Raw genomic sequence first — 18,332 nt, forward strand, 5'->3', positions numbered from 1 at the left:
CACCGGCTGGCAGGGGTCATCGGCGGCCCGCCGCCGTCCGCCCGGTGTCCCGTACCGCCGTCGCGGCCGTACGGGACACCGGGCGGGTGTTCGCCTCCGGCTCAGCGGGCCGCTCCGGCGCCCTTGCCCGCGACCGTGTTGCTCGTGACCGCGCCGTCGGCGCCGGCCAGGGTCACGGCGTGCCGGACCCCGTCGGAGCCGAGGACGACCACGCGCCAGGCGCTGCCGCCGCCCTCCTGGGCGACCACGCGCAGGGCCTCGGCCTTGCCGCCGGGAACGGCGGCCTCCGCCTTCTCCAGGGCCTGGGCCGCCGGAAGCGCCGGCAGCGGTACGGGGGCCCGGTCGGGCCCGTCCACGACGAACTTCTCCTTGCCTTCGGGCATCCCGTCCGCCATCTCGCCGGGCACCCCGTCGGGTCCGTCCGGCGGGAAGGCGAACCGCTCGCCCTTCTGACCCCGCAGGCCGGGCTTCCCGGGTTCGCCGGGCTTTCCGGGGTGCGCGGGCATCGGCAGCGCCATCTTGCCCCCGCCCTCCCGCTCGACGTCGAACCGGTCCCACACCCGCTCCGCCCGCGTGCGGCGGACGTCGTGCTCGTGGTCCGCCACGGCCACGACCGCGCCGCCCGCTCCGGCGGACGCCACCACCACGAGCCCGAGCGCCACCCAGCGGCCCCGGCCCTGACGGGCGAACCGGGTGAAGCGGGCGATCCGAGCGCCGCGCCCCGCCGGCTTGCCGGCCGGGTCGCCGGCGCCCTCGCCGCCACCCTCGGCGGGAACGGTGGCCGGGGGGAACTCGGGCGGCTGCGGACTGGACTGAGTCATCTGGATGCTCCTCGGGTTCTCCGGGCGTCGTGCCCGGCTCGGCAGATCCTGCGAGCAGGATGCTGAAGCCCCGCTGAAGCGAGCTGAAGAACCCTTCAGCAAGCCCGAGGCGCGACCTGCGAACCTTGCACCATGCGCGTACTGGTGGTCGAGGACGAGCGGCGGCTGGCCGCCGCCCTGCAACGTGGTCTGCGGGCCGAGGGCTTCACTGTGGACACGGCACACGACGGTCCGCAAGGCCTGTGGATGGCCGGCGAGCACGACTACGACGCGATCGTGCTCGACATCATGCTGCCCGGCCTCAACGGCTACCGGGTCTGCGCCCGGCTGCGCGCGGCCGGCTGCGAGTCCGGCATCCTCATGCTGACCGCCAAGGACGGCGAGTACGACGAGGCCGAGGCGCTGGACACCGGAGCCGACGACTTCCTCTCGAAGCCCTTCTCCTACGTGGTCCTCGTGGCCCGCCTGCGGGCGCTGATCCGGCGCACCGGCCGCCGCAGCCCGCAGGTCATGGAGTTCGGCGACCTCCTCGTCGACCCGGCCCGGCAGCGCTGCACGCGCGGCGGCGTCGAAGCCCGGCTGACCGCGCGCGAGTTCGCCGTGCTCGTGCACCTGGCGCGCCGGGCCGGCGAAGTCGTACCCAAGCGGGACATCCTCGAGCACGTCTGGGACGCCGCCTACGAAGGGGACCTCAATGTCGTGGAGGTCCACGTCAGCGCCCTGCGCCGGAAGATAGACGCGCCCTTCGGCCGGGCCGCGGTGGAAACCGTCCGAGGCGCGGGATACCGGCTGGCGGCCGACGGTGGCTGAGACCGACCACAACCACGAGACCGGCCGGGCCTACGAGACCGTTCAGGCCTGCGAGACCGGCCGGGCCTGCGAGACCGGCCGGGCCTGCGAGACCGGCCGGGCCTGCGAGACCGGCCGGGCCTGCGAGACGGGCCGGGCAGGCGGGTACCGGATGCGCCCCCGCGCGCTCGCGCACCGCCTGCGCCGGGCCGCGTCCCGGCTCCGTCCGCGGTCCGTCCGTGCCCAGGCCACCCTCGGCGCGTCCGCCGTGGTGGCCCTGGCCCTCGGGGTCGCCTCCGTCGCCCTGCTCGGGGCGCTGGAGACCAACATGACCATGAGCGCCCAGGACGACGCCGAACGGCGGGCCGTCAAGGTGGCCGCGCTGGCGGCCACCGGGGAGCTGGGGCCCGTACCGGTCCCGGGCCATGAATCGGACTTCATCCAGGTCGTGGACGGGCAGGGCCGGGTGCTCGCGTCCAGCCCCAACCTCACCGGCCGCCCCGCCCTGGTGCCCGAACCGCCCGCCGCGCCCGGCACGGTCCGCGACACCTGGAAGGGCGGCCGGGTCCGCCAGGAACACCGCCAGCGCGTCGTGCAGGTCACCACCGTCACCTCCAAGGGGCTCGTCACGGTCTACGCCGGCACCTCGCTCCGGGACGCCGACACCGCCGACGCGACGATCATGGCGGTGCTGGCCGTCGTGGTCCCGCTGCTCGTCCTCGTCGTGGCCCTGATCACCTGGCGGGTCACCGGGTGGGCCCTGCGGCCCGTCGAGGCGATCCGCGCCGAGGTCGCCGAGATCGGCGACCGCGAACTCCACCGCCGGGTGCCCGTACCCGCCACCCGCGACGAGGTGGCCCGGCTCGCCGTCACGATGAACGCCACCCTGGACCGGCTGGAGGCCGCCGGCATCCGCCAGCGCCGCTTCATCGCGGACGCCTCGCACGAACTGCGCAGCCCGATCACGGTGCTGCGCACCCAGCTGGAGGTCGCACAGGCCCACCCGGATCCCGAGCTGTGGGGCGAACTGGTCAGCGGCGCCCTGGAGGACACCGTACGGCTCCAGGACCTGGCGGCCGATCTGCTCCTGCTCGCCCGCCTCGACACCTCGGAGCCGCCGCCGGCCACCGCCGTCGACCTCACCGAGGTGGTCGGCGAAGCGGCCCGCGCGCGCAGGGGAGGGCGCGTTCCCGTCCGGGCGGACATCGCCCCCGGGATCGCGGTCCGCGGCAGCACGATCTGGCTGTCGCGCCTCGTCACCAACCTGCTGGACAACGCCGGCCGGCACGCCGAGCAGCACGTCACCCTCGTCCTGCGCGTGGACGGGTTCCGGGACGAGGCCGTACTCGAAGTGACCGACGACGGAGCCGGCATCGCGCCCGCCGACCGCGAACGGGTCTTCGAACGCTTCACCCGGCTCGACGACGCCCGCGCCCGCGACGAGGGCGGCACCGGTCTGGGCCTGGCCATCGCCCGAGACATCGCCCTGCGCCTCGGCGGCACCCTCGCCGTCCGGGACTCCCCGAAGGGGGCCCGGCTGGTCGCCAGGCTCCCGCTCGGCCCGTGACGGCGTCCGGCCCCTGACGGAGTCCTGCCCTTGAGGGCGCCCGGCTTCCCGGGGCAGTGCGCTCAGCACACCGGCCGGCGTCCCGCGTCCCGCGCGGCCTCCTCCTGCGCCGCGACCGGCGCGGGTACTCCCGGTACCGGGTCGAGCGGGGCGACCAGCCGGCCCTCGTGACCCGGGGGATCGAAGAACGCGGCGGGCTTCACGGAGACCCGGCCCGTGGAGACGGCCTCCAGGGTGCCCCGGGCCGCGACGTACGCCGGGAAGCCGTCCGTGTCCCGCCGGTGGCGGGCCGGCTCCCGGTAGCCGCCGAGGGCCGGGTGGCCGTCCTGCCCGGTGAGCGTGTACGAGGTGGTCACGACCCGGTACGCGGCCTCGCGGGCGAGCCTTGAGCACCGGCCTCCGGACTGCCTCCCGATCCGTCTCCCGGCGTGAGCCGGGGGCGTGCAAGGCATTTCCCCCGCGCTCCGTCGGGATCAGGCCGTTCTGGTCCCCGGGCCCGCTCCGGACCCCGTCCCCGCGTGCCTCGCGCGCCCGTTCCCGCCGGTCCGTGACGAAGGCCGGTTCTCGTTACTCCGCGCTCCGGGCTCGGATGTACTCCCTCACTCGACCACCCGACGGGGGTCCCCGGGACGGACCGCCGCCGTTCGACGACGACGTGAAGGAGCCGCACGTGGCTGAGAAGACGGCACGCAGCACCCAGGGCGGACCGGCGGCGCCGAGCGCCCCGGCGCCCGCCGACCCACCCGAGTTCACGTTCGCCTTCGGTGCGCACCAGAAGGTCATGGAGCAGCTCTCGCTCCGTGCGATGGCCGCGCGGCTGCCCGCCGCCCTGGCGCAGACCGCGCGGATGGCCTGGCGGCTCGACCGCGCCTCCGCGACCCGGCTGCTGGCGGGCCAGATCCTCGCCGGGGTCTGTACGGCCGTCTCCCTCGAGGCCGTCGCCGAGGCGATGGGACCGCTCCTGACCGGAGGCGGCGCGCATGAGCGCATCGTCGACGCCGCCTGGCCGCTGGCCGTGGCCGCCGTCGCGGCCGGAGCCGGTACGACCGCCCAGATCGTGTCCGGGAGCGCGGCACGCAGGCTCACCCCGCGCCTGGCCACCACGGCCGACCTCGACATGGTCGACGCCCACATGGACGTGGAGGTGTCCGCCTACGACGAGCCCGCGTTCTCCGACCGCTCGGAGGCCGCCGAGATCGGCGCGGCCCGCTCCTCCATGCTCGTGAAGGACGCGATGGCCTTCGTCAACGGCCTGGTCAACCTCGTGGCGGTGGCCGGGGTCCTCGCCGTCGTCCACCCCGCCTTGATGCCGCTGCTCCTGCTCTCCGTCGTCCCGCGCGGCGTGGGCGCCGTCATCGCCGCCCGTCTGGACTACGCCCTCCACAACGAGACGATCGCCTCCCGCAACATCCGCGGGATGATGCGCTGGTACCTCACCACCCACAAGCTCGGCGACGAGCTGCGCTGCAACTCCATGCGCCCCCACGCGCACGCCTGGTACGCCGCCGTCTGCGCCCGCATCGACTCCAAACTCGTCGGCTCCGCCCCGCGCTACCTCAGGGTCTCGCTCCTCGCCGCGGCCCTCGGCGGCCTCTTCCAGCTCGGTACCTGGGCCGCGCTGGGCGCGCTGGTCCTGGCCGGGTCCATGGCCCTGGCGGCGGCGGGCACCGCCATCGTCGCCATGCGGACCTCCGCCTCGGCCCTCTCCAGCCTGGTGGTCTACGGCGCCGCCATGTTCCAGCACGCCCTCTACCTGGAGGACTACCGCCTCTTCCTGGAGCAGGCCCGGGAACTGGCCGTCACCCGGGGCGCCGTGGAGGCGGGGCCGCCGGAGAAGGTCAGCCTGGAGAACGCCTCGTACACCTACCCGGGCAAGGACACCCCCGCGCTCGGCCCGGTCAGCCTGTCCCTGTCCCGGGGCGAGATCATCGCCGTGGTCGGCGAGAACGGCGCCGGGAAGTCCACCCTGATCCGCCTGCTGACCGGCCTTACGGTCCCCAGCGACGGGGAAGCGTACTGGGACGGCACCCCGACCCGGGCGCACGACCAGCGGACCCTGTGGACGCACGTCGGGCTGGTCGCCCAGTCCTACGCCCAGTGGCCGTTCACGGTGCGCGACAACGTCACCCTCGGCCAGCCCGACGCCCGCGGGGACGAAGCGGTGTGGGAGGCGCTGGACGCGGTCGGCATGCGCCAGTCGGTGCAGGGCTACCCGCACGCCCTCGACACGCTCCTGGCCCGCTCCCTGTGGGGCGGCCACGAACTGTCCGGGGGCCAGTGGCAGCGCCTGGCCTGCGCCCGCGCCTTCCACCGCAGGCCCCGGCTGCTGATCATGGATGAGCCGACCTCGGCGATGGACGCCCGCGGTGAGCACCGGATCTTCACCGGCCTGCAGGAGATGAAGGAGGACCGGATCACCATGATCGTCACCCACCGGATGGAGAACTGCCGGCTGGCCGACCGGATCATCGTCCTGGACAAGGGCCGGGTCACCGAGACCGGCACCTTCGCCGAACTGACCGCCCTCGGCGGCACCTTCGCCGAGCTGTACGGGCTCTCGCAGGACCGCTGACCCGCTGACCCGCTGACCCGCTGACCCGCTGACCCGCTGACCCGCGGGACCGCGGGACCGCGCGCCCCGCTCCGTACGCACGGAGCGGGGTACGTGGCCGTTCGGCTACGAAGCGGCGTAGCGGGCCAGGAAGAGGTCGACGCCCGAGGTGACGAGGCGGGTCAGCTCCGCCGGGCCGGTCTCGGTGCCGGGGGCGAAGGTGTGCTCCAGCTGCGGGACGCCGACGGTGGCGGCGACGAGCTGCCGGACGGCGATCACGGGATCGGGGACCTGGAGCCTTCCGCGCCGGCCGAGTTCGGCGAAGGCCTCGACGAGGGGCCCGTTGAACATGTCGTACGTGACCCGGTACCAGAGCCGGCCCAGCTGGGGGAAGCGGTGGATCTCCCCGATCACCAGGCGGCGGAGCGCCATGATGTCGGGGCGGAGCAGGAGGGTGGCCCAGTCGCTCGTGAGGGCGATGAGGGCGGCGCGCAGATCCGGGGCTTCCACGAGGGCGGAGCCGCCCGGTTCGAGGTCCGTGTAGGTCTCGCGCAGGATGCCGCCGACGGCGGCGAGGAACAGCCGCTCCTTGGTGCCGAAATGCTTGTACACCGTCGCCTTGGAGGCCCCGGAGCGGCTGGTGATCGCGTCCATGGAGGCGGCCGCGTACCCCTCGGCGAGGAACTCCGCGGACGCCGCGTCCTCGATCGCCCGGCGCTTGCGCCGGACGGCGTCGGAGGAAGCGGGAGGGACCGGGATGCCGTACGCGTCGGTGGCGTTCGCCGTCTCGACTTCCATGGGCAGTCCTTCGTACGTGTGGGTGGCGTGCGGGGGAGGTGCGTACCGGGGCCAGTCTAGGAACCGACCCCATCGGTACGCGCGCACGCCCGCACGCGCCGCCCGCCTCGTCCCGCGTGCGTCAGCCCTGCGCCGAGCGGCCGTTCTTGACGGCCTCGGTGATGTCGGCCGTGTCGGAGGCCGGCGGGACCGCGATGTCCTTCGCCAGGCCGAAGGAGAGGAAGTCGATGTCGACGACCACGTTCCCGAAGGTCTGGTTCAGCCGCGAGGGCATGCCCTTGTCGTCGACCCAGACGTCCGAGACGAGCTCGGTCGCACCGGCGCCGCCCACCGCGTCGAACACCGCTCCGGCATCGCCCATCTTGTCCGCCGGCACCGTGGCCCGGTAGTGGACGGAGCTCTTCCCGTTGACGTCCTCCCGGCCGACCTTGGTGACGTCGCTGGCCCACTTGAGCGACTTCAGTCCGGCCGTCGGGTCGTTGCTGCCGGTGTTCATCCCGGCGGCGCCCTTCTCGCCGAGCACGGCCGAGGCCTCGATCTTCAGCCAGGTCTTGCCCGCGAAGGGGCCGCTCGGCGCCGGGTCGATGCCGTAGTAGTACGCCCCCTGGACGACCCGGTAGGTGATCGTGCCGTCGGCGACCAGGTTCTCCATCTTGAGGTCCTTGGCCGGCATCTCCGCCTCCATCGCGAGGCCGTTGCCCCAGGAGTAGACGCCGTGCAGCTGGACCGGCTTGCCGCCCGTCTCGGGCATCGTCACGCTCATCTCGACCTCGGCCGAGCCCGCCTTGGAGGCCTCGTCGGAGGCCTTGGCGAGCGTCGAGACCAGCGTCTCCGCCGAGTCGGCCGCCTTCTTGCCCACGGCGGTGCCGGTCGTACAGCCGCTCAGGCCCGCTGACACGATCACGGCGGCCGCGATGCCCGTGGTAACCGTTACTGCCTTCATTTCCCCACCCCTTGGTCGGTTGTCGACCCCGTCCCCCCGGACAAGACCCGATCGCCACACGCTCGCACACTTCATCGACGGGGAGGGAGGATCAGGGCCTCCGCCGCCGACCGGGGCGCTCCCCGCAAGGCCCCCGAAAATGCGTGGGCGCGCATCCGAACAGCCTGTATATCCTGCCCGGCATGCTGCGACTCGAAAGCCTGCGGGCCGATCACGAAGCTGCCCTGCTGGCCTTCGAGCGGGACAACCGGGCGTACTTCGCCCGCTCCGTACCGGACCGTGGGGACGCGTACTTCGCGGAGTTCGCCGCCCGCCATCGCGCCCTGCTGGCCGAACAGGACACCGGCGCGTGCCGGTTCCACTTGGTGCTGGACACCTCCGGAGAGCTGATCGGGCGCGTCAACCTGGTGGACCTCGCGGACGGCGCCGCGGACCTCGGCTACCGGATCGGCGAACGGGCGGCGGGCCGCGGCGCGGCCACCGCGGCCGTCCGCGAGGTCTGCCGGCTCGCCGCCTCGGAGTACGGGCTCGGCTCCCTCACCGCGTCCGCGGCCCTGGACAACCCGGCATCGGCGGCGGTGCTCCGGCGGACCGGATTCACGGTGGTGGGGGAGACCGTCCTGAACGGCTGCCCCGGGCTGACCTACCGGCGGGCACTCACGGCCGAGGGCTGACCGGCGCGCCGCCCATTCAGCCGGGCGCTGCCTCCGCCTAGCCTGGTGCCGCCCTTGTTCAGCCTGGTGCTGCCTCCGCCTAGCCTGGTGCCGCGCCACCCGCGCCCCGCGCCCGCCCACCCCCGCGCCCCCGCGCCCCCGCGCAGCCGGGTGCCGCCCCCGTTGAGCTGGGCGCCGCCCCCGCCCGGCCCGGCTCCGCGCCCGGACCCCGCGACGCCCGGACTGGGCGACAGACCCCGTCCAGGTGCGTACGGGTGACGGACCGACAGCGCCGCATCACCCCATCGGGGCCCTCGGCGCGCGCGCTCGGCGTTGATCACCGAGTGTGTGGATCACCGGCAGCGCGTGCTGCCCGTCGGCCCCCGCACTGAGGAGTCCCCGGCCCCATGGCTGTCGCCGCCGTTCCCTCCGTCCCGTCCGCCCACCCGATCGCGGGGGATGCCGCGCAGTCCGGCCACCGTGCGGCCGCGCCGAATCCCGTCGACACCGGCCGCACGGTGGCCGGCCGGCCGCCGGCGCCGCGTCGGGTCCTCGCCACCGCCGGGCCCGGCGGCGCCCGCGGATGCGGAGGCCGGACGGCCCTCCGGCTCACCCGCGCCAAAGCGCGGGGCGTGCACGGGGACCCGTCCCCCCGCACGGGGCGCCGCCGCACCGGACGGCGTTCGTGACCGCGCGCGGCATCTGAGCCGGCCCCGCTCCCCGTGCCGTGCGGTGCGGCCCTGTCGGGTGCGGTGCAGTGCCGTGCGTACACGCCACCGGGACCGCGACCCCGCGGCCCGCGACCCGCCCACCGCGACCCGTGCCCCGCGACCGGTGCCCCGCGACCGGTGCCCCGCGACCCGCGGCCCGGCCCGGGGCCGTGGTGGCTCGTCCTTCCCCAGTCCGCTCCCTACGTGATCCCCCTTCCCGCCTCCCCACGCCACTTGGAGCAAGCCGATGGTCCTCGCCCCGTCGCCGCCCCCGGGCTGCCCCCACACCGGACCCGCCCGCAGGACCGTGGTCCAGGCGGCGGCCCTCGCCGCCGCCGGTCTCACCGCGGGCCTCGCGCCCACGGCGTGGGCGGCCGGGTCCCCGGCCCGCCCGGCAGCGGCCGGCCCGGGCGCGGAGCCCGCGCGGCGGGACACCGCCCACGCTCCCCTCCCGCTGCGCACCGACCGGGACTCCCAGGGCGACATCCTCGCCGGGTTCCGCAAGGACCACGCCTGCTTCCTGTTCCTCCACTTCGGCGACGCCGCGAAGGCCCGGCGCTGGCTGACCCGCCTGCTGCCCTCGGTCTCCACCACGGAGGAAGTGGCCCGCTTCAACCGGGCCTTCAGCAGGGCCCGCCGGCTCAGGGGCGGCATCGACCCCGAATCCATGGCCACTCTGTGGACCGGGATCGGCCTGACCCATCCCGGGCTGAGCCTGCTCTCGGGCAAGGAGCCCTTCCCCGCCGCCCCGGCCGGCTCCAGCGCCGAGGCCTTCACCCAGGGCTCCGCCGCCCGCGCGCAGCAGCTCGGCGACACCGGAACCAGCGCCCCGCAGTCCTGGCTGTTCGGCGCCGAGGAGCCCGCCCGCGCGGTGCACGTGGTCCTCACGCTCGCCGCCGACCAGCCCGAACGCCTTTCCGCCGCGGTCGCCGAACACAGCGCGGGTGCGGCCGCTGACGGCGCGACGGTCCTGTTCCGCCAGGACGGGGCCACCCTCCCCGGGGAGCTGCGCGGGCACGAGCACTTCGGCTTCCTCGACTGCATCAGCCAGCCCGGTGTACGGGGCTTCGACGAGCCCGACCCGGCCGACGCCTCCGGCGTGCTCGGCAAGCCCGGCACCCGGCTGATCCCCGCCGGCGAGTTCGTCGTCGGCCCCGAGCGGGTGAACAAGCGCCCCACGGGCCTGCCCGCCTGGGCCACCGGCGGCGCCTTCCAGGTGGTACGCCGCCTCGCGCAGGACGTGCCCGGCTGGTGGACCCAGGTGGCCCTGCGCCTCGCCGAACTCCAGCGCGCCGGCGCCGCGCCCGCCGACGCCGGCCGCGAATGGCTCGGCGCCCGCCTGATGGGCCGCTGGCCGGGCGGCATGCCCGTCTCCCTGTGTCCCGCGGCGGAGCAACTGCCCGCGCCGGGCAAGCACCCCGACGCCGGACTCGCCTACGGCCAGGACCCGCAGGGCTGGGGGATGCCGCTCTTCGCGCACATCCGCAAGGGGAACCCCCGCGACGGCCTGGTCCTCACCCCGGGCCGTCCCCCCGTCGCCCAGGCGGAGCTCGACGCGCGGCGCCTGATGCGGCGCGGAATCCCGTACGGCCCCGTCTACCAGCCCGAACTGGGCGAGGAGCACGGTCCGCAGACCTCGCGCGGGCTGGTCTTCGTCTGCCACCAGTCGGACCTGGTGGGGCAGTTCGAGCTGGTGATGCGCAAGTGGGTCAACGAACCCGACTTCCCGGCCGGCCGCAACCCGCGCGCCGGCTGTGACCCGGTGCTCGGCCCCGACTCGGCCATCGCCTTCGAAACCCCCTCGGCGGACGGCACCGGCAGCCGGGCCAACACCCTCCACTTCGGCCGGTTCGTCCGCACCGAGGGATCGGTGTACGCCTTCAGCCCCTCCCTCCCCGTCCTGCGCGCCCTGGCCAAGGGCGAACTCGACGTCTCCATCGAGTTCCACACCGGTTCGGTCCTGCGGCCCGGCGACGTCCTCGACGCGGGCAAGGCCCGGCTGACCCTCGAGGCCTCCGGCGACCTCGCCCTGCTCGACTCCCGGGGCACCCGCACCTGGCACACCTACACGAGCGGCGTCGGCCACGACGCCGTGTTCACCCAGGACGGCGAACTGATCGTGCGCGACGCCGAAGGCGCCACGGTCTGGTCCAGCGGGAGCGGCGGCCACCCCGGCGCGCGCCTCCTGCTGCGCCCCTCCGGAGAGCTGGTGATCCTGGACGGGATCCGGGTTCTGTGGAAGGCGTCCGCCTCGTAGGGTGACCGCATGGCGATCACGGAACCAGTGACAGGCGACACCCGGTTGATCTACGGCTGCATGGCTCTCGGCGGGAGCTGGGAGCGCGGCCCGTACCAGGCCGAGGACATCGACGAGGCCGAGGCGGTGATCGAGGCCGCCCTCGACAGCGGCATCACGATGTTCGACCACGCCGACATCTACCGGCACGGGAAGGCGGAAGCCGTCTTCGGCGAGGTGCTGGCCCGCACCCCCGGTCTGCGCGAGCGCATCACGCTGCAGACCAAGTGCGGCATCCGGCTCGCCGAAGGCGACCGCCCCGGCATCTACGACCTGCGGGGCGCGAGCATCCTCAGCCGCGTCGAGGAGAGCCTCACGCGGCTGCGCACCGACGTGATCGACGTGCTGCTCCTGCACCGGCCCGACCCCCTGGCGGATCCGGCGGAGATCGCCGAGGCACTGACCTCGCTGCACCGCCAGGGCCTCGTGAAGCGGTTCGGCGTCTCCAACATGAACGCCGCGCAGATCGCCAACCTGCAACGGCACCTCGACCTCCCGCTCGTCGCGAACCAGCTGGAAATGAGCCTGGACCGGCGGGACTGGCTGGAGGACGGGGTCCTCGTGAACACCCCGGCCGCGGCCGCCGTCGGCTTCCCGGCCGGCACCGTCGAGTACTGCACGGCGAACGGAGTCCGCCTCCAGGCCTACGGTCCCCTGGCCCAAGGACGCTTCACCGGACGGGAGTCGAGCGTCGGGGAACACGCGACCGCCGAGCACCTGCGGGCCCTGGCCAAGGCGAAGGACACGACACCGGAGACGATCCTGCTGTGGTGGCTGCAGCGCCACCCGGCCCGGATCTCCCCCGTCATCGGCACCGGCCGCCCGGAGCGGATCCGGGCCTGCCGCGACGCCGCGCTGCGGACCCCGGACCTCGGCCACGAGGAGTGGTACTCCCTGTGGCTCACGGCCCGGGGCGGACCGCTTCCCTAGCGGGGTTCCCGCCTAGGCCGTCTCTTTCGGATCGTGCCGGGCCCGCGACGCCTGGCACCGCGCCTGGCCGCACTGCCGAGGCGACCACGTACACCCAGTACGCGAGCGCCCCGACAGCACGCCCAGGCACGGCACCAGACGCCGCGGACTCGGCCGACAAGATCCGAAAGAGACGACCTAGCCGGGCGAGCCGACCGCGCACACCAGGATCGGGGTGGCGCGGCGCGGGTCGAGGGCGTTGCGGACCATGTGCCACACGTTGAGGTCGTAGGCCTCGCCGATGTGGCCCACCGGGTCGAAGGGGCAGAAGTCCTGCACGTACTGGTTCTTGACCCCCGGCTCGCGGACGAACGCCGTCTCGGTCGGGGTCACCAGCTCGTCGTAGCGCGAGGTGATCACGGTGTACGCGATCCCGGGCTGGGCCACCGGGCCGTCGTTCAGCGCGAGGATCGCGGGACCGCCGGGCACCTCGTCGGCGAGCACCGGGATGCCGATGGTGGTCACGATCTTTTCCATGGTCTCCCGGCCGATCAGCTTGTCGCCCAGGTCCAGCAGCCCGGCGGCGTTCGTGCCGTGGGTCGGGGGAGCGATGGCCACGACCGCCTTGATGTGGGGCTGGATCCCCTGCATCTTGGCGAGGTAGAGGGCCTGGAGCCCGCCCTCGGAGTGGCCGACGACCGAGACCTTGGCCGCGCCGGTCGCGCCGCGCACCTTCTCCACGTACTCCTTGATCTCCAGGTTGGAGACGGCCACCGGCTTGAGGCCTCCGACCAGCGGGAAGCCGTCGTAGGCGCCGTAGGTCAGGGCGAAGGTGCAGTAGCCGCGGGCGGCGAGGTCCAGCTGGAGGAAGTTGAGGTCCTCGTACCAGGTGGCGAAGGTGCCGTGGAGCAACACCACGGGCTCGGGGTGCGCGGCGCTCGGCCGGCAGGAGAAGTCGTTGACCCCGCCTCCCGTGACGCCCTCGCCGGCGGCGTGCGCCGGGAAGGCGGCGCCGAGCAGGAGGGCCAGCGGGAGGGCGGCCCTGGCGAGCAGGGTGCGGGTGCGCGACACACGGGTACGGCGAGCCATACGACATCTCCTGACGGGGGGTCATGCACTGGTCGGACTGCACAGAATGCTCTGGTGCGCCGCCCGTGTCCCCTGGCGGAACGCGCAGAATGCTTCCTCCCGCGTTTGTGCACGGTGACAATGCGGGGATGGACGACGCGAGCGGTACGGCGGGCGGTACGGCGGGGCCGGCATCGGGCGGTGCGCCGGGGCTCGCCGCCGTGCTGCTGCCCCGGGTGGCGGAGATGGCGGCCGAGACCGTCGCCCGGCTGACCGCCGACATCCCCGCCTACCGGCTCCTGCCCGACAGCGTCCTCGGCGGCGACCTGGTCGCGAACACCGAAGCCGTGCTGAACCTGTTCTTCACCACCGTCGCCGAAGGGCGGGCACCCACCGAAGCCGAGCTGGCCGCCCCCGTGGCCTGGGGCGCCGAACGCGCCCGGGACGGGGTCCCCCTGGAGGCGGTGCTACGGGTCTACCCGCTCGGCGCCCGCCGCGCCTGGGAGCTCGCCGCAACCGGCCCGGATCCCGTCGACGACCCGTACGCCCTGGTCACGGGCCTGTTGGCGTTCCTCGGCGAGGTCATGCCCAAGGTCGCCGAGGCCTACCTGCGCGAACAGGCCGACCTCGACTGGGAACAGCGTGAACACGGCCGCAACCTCGCCGGAGTTCTGCTCGCGGGCCGCCCGGCCCGGCGCGCGGCCGAACGGTACGGGCGGACCCTCGCCGAGCGGTACGAGGTGGTCGTCCTGCGGCTGCCGGAGGCACCCGGCGGGGCGACGAACCGCATCCTGCGCGCCCTGCGCTCCGAACTGGACGGAAACCCGGAGGTGCTCGCCACCTTCAAGGGCGAGGGAGGCGTCCTTCTGGTTCCGCTCGGCCCGGTTCCGCCCGGCCCCCATGCCCAGGCCGGCCCCGACGGCGCGACCCGGCGCCTGCTCGCCCGCCTCGACACGGCGGCCGAACTCCGGTGCACGGCGGCGGCCGCCGTCGCCGGGGACCACGAATCGATCCCCCGGGCCCAGGCCGAGGCCTCCGAAGTGCTGTCCCTGGCCGAGGACTTGGGACGCCCTCCGGGTCTCTACCGGCTGGCCGACCTGGCCGTGGAGTACCAGCTCGTACAGCCCGGCCCCGCACGCGACGCCCTGGCCCGGGTCCTGGCGCCCCTCGAGGACCAGCCCCATCTGATCGCCACGCTGCGGGAGTTCATCGCGGCCGGCTACCGGCGCGCCGAGGCCGCCGACGCACTCACCGTCCACCGCAACACGCTGACCTACCGCCTCGGCCGTATCCGCCTGCTCACCGGCCACGACGCCACCGACCCCACGGGAGCCCGCCACCTCGCGGCCGCCCTGACGGCACACGGCGCGGCCCGCCGCACCGGCGCCTGAGGCGCACCGGCGGGCCGGGTTCCCGTGGCCGGGCGGCTCAGAGCACCGGCGGCCGGCCCGCGGCCGTGAGGCGCAGTACGGTGCGCCAGCGCATGGGCCGCCGCGTCTGGGCGTGCCGGGCCGCCCATCCTTCGCGCAGCCCCTGGAGCGAGTCCCGCAGACCGCCGCCGCGCAGGCCGCGCAGCGCCGTCACGGCCGTCCAGATGCCGAGGTACGCCGGGATGAGGGGTGCGGGGAGGTTGCGGTAGGCGAGCCAGACGCGGTTGCGGGCGGCCAGCCGGTGGAAGAGCGCGTGCCGGGTGGGGCTGGTGACCGGGTGGTGCATCCGGACCCCCGCCGCGTACCAGCCGGTGCCGCCCTGCTCCCACAGCCGGTACGCGAGGTCGATGCCCTCGTGGTAGAGGAAGAAGTCGGGCCAGCCCCCGGCCGCGTCGAAGGCGTCCCGGCGGACCATGACGACGCCCTCGGTCATGGTGGCGATGGTGCCGGGCCGCCCCGGATCGCCGGTGCGCAGCCGGGGAACCCAACGGCGGGGCGTCGTGGTGTCGTCGGGTCCGGTCAGCCGCGGCTGGACGTACGCGGCCTCCGGGCGCCGGCGGGCCTCGGCCACCAGCCGGGACAGGACGTCGGGCCGCGGGAAGGAGGCGTCGTTGTCGAGGAAGAAGAGGAACTCGCTGCCCGTGTCCCGCAGGGCGAGCGCGCCGCGGTTGCGGCCCTCGGGGATGCCGAGGTTCTCCGGGAGGGAGACGACGGTGGCGCCGTCCACCGACAGCGAGGGGCGGCAGCCGTTGCCGACGATGACGACGCGGAGCTCGACGTCCTCCTGCGCGAGGAGTGTACGGACGGCCGCCGCCTCCTCGTCGGGACGGTCGTTCATCGTCAGCAGGACGACGTCGATCCCCGTGGTGGCGGCGGCGGGGGAGGGGGCTGAGGAGGAGGCGGGCACGGACCGGATGTTAGCGGAACGGCCGGGCCCGCCCCTCCGGGCAGCGGGGCCCGCTCAGGTGAGGGGGAGCAGCCGGGACGGTCCGTGCGCCGACGCGAGCGCGGCGGCGGAGGCCAGCGGGGCGTCGGTGGCGGCGCCCAGCGCGCTGCCGGCCAGCCAGGCGTTCCAGTCGAGGTTCCAGTCCCCGAACCCGTTGGCGAACGGGGCCATCGGCTCACCGCCGCTGTTGACCACCGACACCACGTCCCCCTCCCGCACCGTGTCGAAGAACCAGGCCGCGTCGGCGGTGCTCATGCCCGTGCAGCCGTGACTGACGTTCTCCTCGCCCTGCGCGTCGACCGACCAGGGCGCGGCGTGCACGTACTCCCCGCTCCAGGTCACCCGGGTCGCGTAGAGGACGGGCAGGTCGTAGAACTCGCTGGTGCCGCGCTTGATGCCCACGGTGTCCCCGCGCATCCGCACCTTGCGCTCCTTGCCGAGCACGACCTTGATGCCGCTGCGCGTCAGGAACCCGGCCTTGCCGGTGGTCACGGGGATGGTCCGGACGGTCCGGCCGTTGCGCCGTACGGTCATCTCGTGCGCGGCGGCGTCGGTGACGGCCTCGATCCGGTCGCCGATGGTGAGCCGCAGGGACTCCGAGGGGCCGCCGTACTCCCGGTCCCCGACCTCGACCCCGTCGAGACCGCTGACCACGTGCACGACGGCGTGGGCGGGCCAGTAGGTACGGGGGCGGTAGTGCAGGGTCGAGTCGTCGACCCAGTGCCAGGCACCCTCGGCGGCCGGTTCCGAGGTGACCTGCAGGGCCCGCTCCACCCGGACCCGCGCGGCGGGATCGGCGGCGGGTACGGGGCGGCTCAGGGAGGCCGTCACGATCATCCCCGCCCCGTACGTGCCGGGCCGCGGCCCGAACTCCGCGGTGAGCCGGTCGTCCTGCGCCGCCGCCGCGGTCCGGAACGCCATGGTCACGCCGACGGGGGTGCCCGCCGCGTCCTGGGCGCCGACCCGGACGGTGTAGGTCTCCCCGGCGCGCAGCGGTTCGGTGTTGCCCCAGTGGTGTCCCCGGGCGCCCAGGGCGCCGCCCACGTAGCGGCCGTGACCGTCGTGGACGGTGACGTAGGTGAGCAGCCCGGGGCCGGCGAGGGTGATCTCCAGGGGGCTGGCCGCGTCCGTGGGCAGGACGACCGTGTGCGCCGCCGCCCGGGCCGCGCCGCGGGACGAGGGATCGCGCACCACGGAACCGGCCCCGCTGGCGGTGGCCCGGACCAGCTGCTGTTCGAGCCCGCCGCACAGCCCGGCCCGGAAGGCGTCCATCGCGCACCGCCGGCCCCCGTCCTCCAGCACCCGGCCCACCAGCAGCTCGACGGAGCCGGCGTGCTCGCCGGGGTTCCGCGCCCCGTCCCCGGACGGTGACGCGGACTGTGGCGCGGCGGCGACGACGAAGACCAGGCCGGCCACCGCCCCTGCCGCGGTCCACGTCCTGCCCCGTCGCCCGAGTCCTCCACGGTGTGTCGATGACAGCATGCGCGCCACGCAGCCCTCCCAGATCGCCTTCGGCCGGATGGCAGCATCAAAACGATTTCCGGGCAGCCTGATGATCATGAACTCGGTTCGTGGGGCCGAATGGGCACCGAAGAGGGCTCGTACGGAGTAGGGGAGGGGCGCCTCGGGCGGTCGCGGTCAGGTCATGCCGGTCAGGTCATGTCGGTCGGGCCGTCGCGGTCAGGCCGTGGCGGTGGCCCTGTCGACGGCCGTGACGTTGGAGACGAAGCCGGCGAGGTTCGCGACCGTCCGCTGGATCTTCTCCTCCAGAGTGAGCGACTCGTGGAGCCGTCCGTCCGGGCCCGCGTTCTTCTTGCCCCGTACGTAGAGCGAGCAGGCGAGGTCGGCGCAGATGTAGGCGCCCACGGAGTTGCCCTGCTGTCCGGCCTTGCCCGCCTTCGGCGCGACCATCAGGGAGACGCCCCCGGTGTGGGTGGTCAGGCACAGCGAGCACATGCTGCGCCGCGCCTGGGAGGGGCCGGCGCCGGAGGAACGCAGGGCGAGGGCGACCGCGCGGCCGTCCAGTTCGGTGACGAGGTAGGCGCGCTCGGGGGCCTTGGGGTCCCACCAGCCGAGGAAGTCCAGGTCGTCCCAGGGGCGCTCGGCCAGATCGCGGGGGACGGACAGGCGCTTGGCCTCGCCCTTGGTGCAGTTCACGAAGGCGGTACGGATCTCTTGCTCGGTCAACGGCTTCATGAGTGGCAGGCTAATTTGCCTAAAGGTTTTAGGCAAACGCATAATGGCTATCGCCAGCTAGGAGGCACATGATGGTTCGAGCAGGACTGACCACCGAGCGGCTGACCCGGGCCGGCGCGGAACTCGCCGACGAGGTCGGCTTCGACCAGGTGACCGTCTCGGCGCTCGCCCGGCGGTTCGACGTCAAGGTCGCGAGCCTCTACTCGCACCTGAAGAACTCCCAGGACCTCAGGACTCGGATCGCCCTGTTCGCCCTGGAGGAACTGGCCGACCGGGTCGCGGCCGCGCTGGCGGGGCGGGCCGGGAGGGACGCCCTCGCGGCCTTCGCGGACGCCTACCGGGACTACGCCCGGGAGCACCCCGGTCGCTACGAGGCCGCCCGGCTCCGACTCGACCCCGAGACGGCGGCCGCCAGTGCGGGCGTCCGGCACGCCCAGATGACCCGGGCGATCCTGCGCGGCTACGACCTCGCGGAACCCGACCAGACCCACGCGGTCCGGATGCTCGGCAGCGCCTTCCACGGCTACGTCAGCCTGGAGCTGGCCGGCGGCTTCAGCCACACCGCCGTCGATTCCCGGGAGTCCTGGGACTGGATGGTGGACTCGCTCGACGCGATGCTGCGTAACCGCGTAACCGCGTAACCGCGTAACCGCGT

At 74.3% G+C, this 18,332-nt stretch carries 17 protein-coding genes; 9 read left to right on the plus strand and 8 right to left on the minus strand.

Features of this window, described 5'->3' with window-relative positions; all coding sequences use genetic code 11:
• Positions 1 to 101 precede the first annotated feature (101 nt).
• The gene (locus OG730_RS39310; RefSeq protein WP_327308782.1) at positions 102 to 821 is read right to left on the minus strand and encodes a PepSY domain-containing protein; all 720 of its coding nucleotides are present in this window, start codon (positions 819 to 821) and stop codon (positions 102 to 104) included.
• 132 nt (positions 822 to 953) lie between these two features.
• Between OG730_RS39310 and OG730_RS39315 the strand changes: the two genes are divergently transcribed.
• The gene (locus tag OG730_RS39315; RefSeq protein ID WP_243333090.1) at positions 954 to 1,631 is read left to right on the plus strand and encodes a response regulator transcription factor; all 678 of its coding nucleotides are present in this window, start codon (positions 954 to 956) and stop codon (positions 1,629 to 1,631) included.
• A gap of 151 nt (positions 1,632 to 1,782) precedes the next feature.
• The gene (locus OG730_RS39320) at positions 1,783 to 3,177 is read left to right on the plus strand and encodes a sensor histidine kinase (RefSeq protein ID WP_327309597.1); all 1,395 of its coding nucleotides are present in this window, start codon (positions 1,783 to 1,785) and stop codon (positions 3,175 to 3,177) included.
• 62 nt (positions 3,178 to 3,239) lie between these two features.
• On the opposite strand, the gene OG730_RS39325 is transcribed toward OG730_RS39320, so the two are convergent.
• The gene (locus tag OG730_RS39325) at positions 3,240 to 3,533 is read right to left on the minus strand and encodes a hypothetical protein (RefSeq protein ID WP_327308783.1); all 294 of its coding nucleotides are present in this window, start codon (positions 3,531 to 3,533) and stop codon (positions 3,240 to 3,242) included.
• A gap of 314 nt (positions 3,534 to 3,847) precedes the next feature.
• Here OG730_RS39325 and OG730_RS39330 point away from each other — a divergent pair, with 314 nt between their 5' ends.
• Positions 3,848 to 5,749 (plus strand): ATP-binding cassette domain-containing protein, encoded by a 1,902-nt coding sequence (locus tag OG730_RS39330; RefSeq protein WP_327308784.1) that lies wholly within the window; start codon positions 3,848 to 3,850, stop codon positions 5,747 to 5,749.
• A gap of 105 nt (positions 5,750 to 5,854) precedes the next feature.
• On the opposite strand, the gene OG730_RS39335 is transcribed toward OG730_RS39330, so the two are convergent.
• Together OG730_RS39335 and OG730_RS39340 are read right to left on the minus strand one after the other, a co-directional pair.
• Positions 5,855 to 6,526: a TetR/AcrR family transcriptional regulator gene (locus OG730_RS39335; protein WP_327308785.1), complete on the minus strand. Its 672-nt coding sequence runs from the start codon at positions 6,524 to 6,526 to the stop codon at positions 5,855 to 5,857.
• Between the two features lie 121 nt (positions 6,527 to 6,647).
• Positions 6,648 to 7,469, minus strand: a complete 822-nt coding sequence (locus OG730_RS39340; protein ID WP_327308786.1) for an SCO4651 family lipoprotein — start codon at positions 7,467 to 7,469, stop codon at positions 6,648 to 6,650.
• 182 nt (positions 7,470 to 7,651) lie between these two features.
• Between OG730_RS39340 and OG730_RS39345 the strand changes: the two genes are divergently transcribed.
• From OG730_RS39345 to OG730_RS39360, 4 genes are all read left to right on the plus strand, one after another.
• Positions 7,652 to 8,143 carry a GNAT family N-acetyltransferase gene (locus OG730_RS39345; protein WP_327308787.1) on the plus strand — a complete coding sequence of 164 codons (492 nt, stop codon included), beginning with the start codon at positions 7,652 to 7,654 and terminating at the stop codon, positions 8,141 to 8,143.
• A 386-nt stretch (positions 8,144 to 8,529) separates the two neighbouring features.
• Positions 8,530 to 8,811, plus strand: coding sequence for a hypothetical protein (locus OG730_RS39350; RefSeq protein WP_327308788.1), 282 nt, complete (start codon positions 8,530 to 8,532; stop codon positions 8,809 to 8,811).
• A gap of 268 nt (positions 8,812 to 9,079) precedes the next feature.
• Positions 9,080 to 11,089: a peroxidase gene (locus tag OG730_RS39355; RefSeq protein WP_327308789.1), complete on the plus strand. Its 2,010-nt coding sequence runs from the start codon at positions 9,080 to 9,082 to the stop codon at positions 11,087 to 11,089.
• Between the two features lie 9 nt (positions 11,090 to 11,098).
• Positions 11,099 to 12,058 carry an aldo/keto reductase gene (locus OG730_RS39360; protein ID WP_327308790.1) on the plus strand — a complete coding sequence of 320 codons (960 nt, stop codon included), beginning with the start codon at positions 11,099 to 11,101 and terminating at the stop codon, positions 12,056 to 12,058.
• 177 nt (positions 12,059 to 12,235) lie between these two features.
• On the opposite strand, the gene OG730_RS39365 is transcribed toward OG730_RS39360, so the two are convergent.
• Complete coding sequence (locus OG730_RS39365) at positions 12,236 to 13,126, minus strand: esterase/lipase family protein (RefSeq protein ID WP_327308791.1); 891 nt, start codon at positions 13,124 to 13,126, stop codon at positions 12,236 to 12,238.
• A gap of 128 nt (positions 13,127 to 13,254) precedes the next feature.
• On the opposite strand from OG730_RS39365, the gene OG730_RS39370 reads away from it, so the two are divergent.
• Entirely contained in the window at positions 13,255 to 14,496 is a 1,242-nt protein-coding gene (locus OG730_RS39370; RefSeq protein WP_327308792.1) for an RsbRD N-terminal domain-containing protein, read from the plus strand.
• A 37-nt stretch (positions 14,497 to 14,533) separates the two neighbouring features.
• Here the strand turns inward: OG730_RS39370 and OG730_RS39375 are convergent, their stop codons facing one another.
• The 3 genes from OG730_RS39375 to OG730_RS39385 all read right to left on the minus strand — a co-directional run bounded on the left by OG730_RS39375 (position 14,534) and on the right by OG730_RS39385 (position 17,677).
• Complete coding sequence (locus OG730_RS39375; protein ID WP_327308793.1) at positions 14,534 to 15,442, minus strand: glycosyltransferase family 2 protein; 909 nt, start codon at positions 15,440 to 15,442, stop codon at positions 14,534 to 14,536.
• 54 nt (positions 15,443 to 15,496) lie between these two features.
• Positions 15,497 to 16,897 (minus strand): L,D-transpeptidase, encoded by a 1,401-nt coding sequence (locus tag OG730_RS39380; protein ID WP_327308794.1) that lies wholly within the window; start codon positions 16,895 to 16,897, stop codon positions 15,497 to 15,499.
• A 264-nt stretch (positions 16,898 to 17,161) separates the two neighbouring features.
• The gene (locus OG730_RS39385) at positions 17,162 to 17,677 is read right to left on the minus strand and encodes an FBP domain-containing protein (RefSeq protein ID WP_327308795.1); all 516 of its coding nucleotides are present in this window, start codon (positions 17,675 to 17,677) and stop codon (positions 17,162 to 17,164) included.
• A gap of 71 nt (positions 17,678 to 17,748) precedes the next feature.
• On the opposite strand from OG730_RS39385, the gene OG730_RS39390 reads away from it, so the two are divergent.
• A complete protein-coding gene (locus OG730_RS39390; RefSeq protein ID WP_327309598.1) occupies positions 17,749 to 18,318 on the plus strand; it encodes a TetR/AcrR family transcriptional regulator in 570 nt (189 codons plus the stop codon).
• The last annotated feature ends 14 nt before the right edge of the window (positions 18,319 to 18,332 follow it).

The organism is Streptomyces sp. NBC_01298 (assembly GCF_035978755.1).
Taxonomy (GTDB): Bacteria; Actinomycetota; Actinomycetes; order Streptomycetales; family Streptomycetaceae; genus Streptomyces.

Coding starts and splice junctions, on each gene's coding strand:
- OG730_RS39365 (WP_327308791.1), bottom strand. CDS start 13,126: ATGGCTCGCCGTACCCGTGTGTCGCGCACCCGCACCCTGCTCGCCAGG.
- OG730_RS39345 (WP_327308787.1), top strand. CDS start 7,652: ATGCTGCGACTCGAAAGCCTGCGGGCCGATCACGAAGCTGCCCTGCTG.
- OG730_RS39385 (WP_327308795.1), bottom strand. CDS start 17,677: ATGAAGCCGTTGACCGAGCAAGAGATCCGTACCGCCTTCGTGAACTGC.
- OG730_RS39370 (WP_327308792.1), top strand. CDS start 13,255: ATGGACGACGCGAGCGGTACGGCGGGCGGTACGGCGGGGCCGGCATCG.
- OG730_RS39350 (WP_327308788.1), top strand. CDS start 8,530: ATGGCTGTCGCCGCCGTTCCCTCCGTCCCGTCCGCCCACCCGATCGCG.
- OG730_RS39335 (WP_327308785.1), bottom strand. CDS start 6,526: ATGGAAGTCGAGACGGCGAACGCCACCGACGCGTACGGCATCCCGGTC.
- OG730_RS39310 (WP_327308782.1), bottom strand. CDS start 821: ATGACTCAGTCCAGTCCGCAGCCGCCCGAGTTCCCCCCGGCCACCGTT.
- OG730_RS39355 (WP_327308789.1), top strand. CDS start 9,080: ATGGTCCTCGCCCCGTCGCCGCCCCCGGGCTGCCCCCACACCGGACCC.
- OG730_RS39340 (WP_327308786.1), bottom strand. CDS start 7,469: ATGAAGGCAGTAACGGTTACCACGGGCATCGCGGCCGCCGTGATCGTG.
- OG730_RS39360 (WP_327308790.1), top strand. CDS start 11,099: ATGGCGATCACGGAACCAGTGACAGGCGACACCCGGTTGATCTACGGC.
- OG730_RS39320 (WP_327309597.1), top strand. CDS start 1,783: ATGCGCCCCCGCGCGCTCGCGCACCGCCTGCGCCGGGCCGCGTCCCGG.
- OG730_RS39390 (WP_327309598.1), top strand. CDS start 17,749: ATGGTTCGAGCAGGACTGACCACCGAGCGGCTGACCCGGGCCGGCGCG.
- OG730_RS39315 (WP_243333090.1), top strand. CDS start 954: ATGCGCGTACTGGTGGTCGAGGACGAGCGGCGGCTGGCCGCCGCCCTG.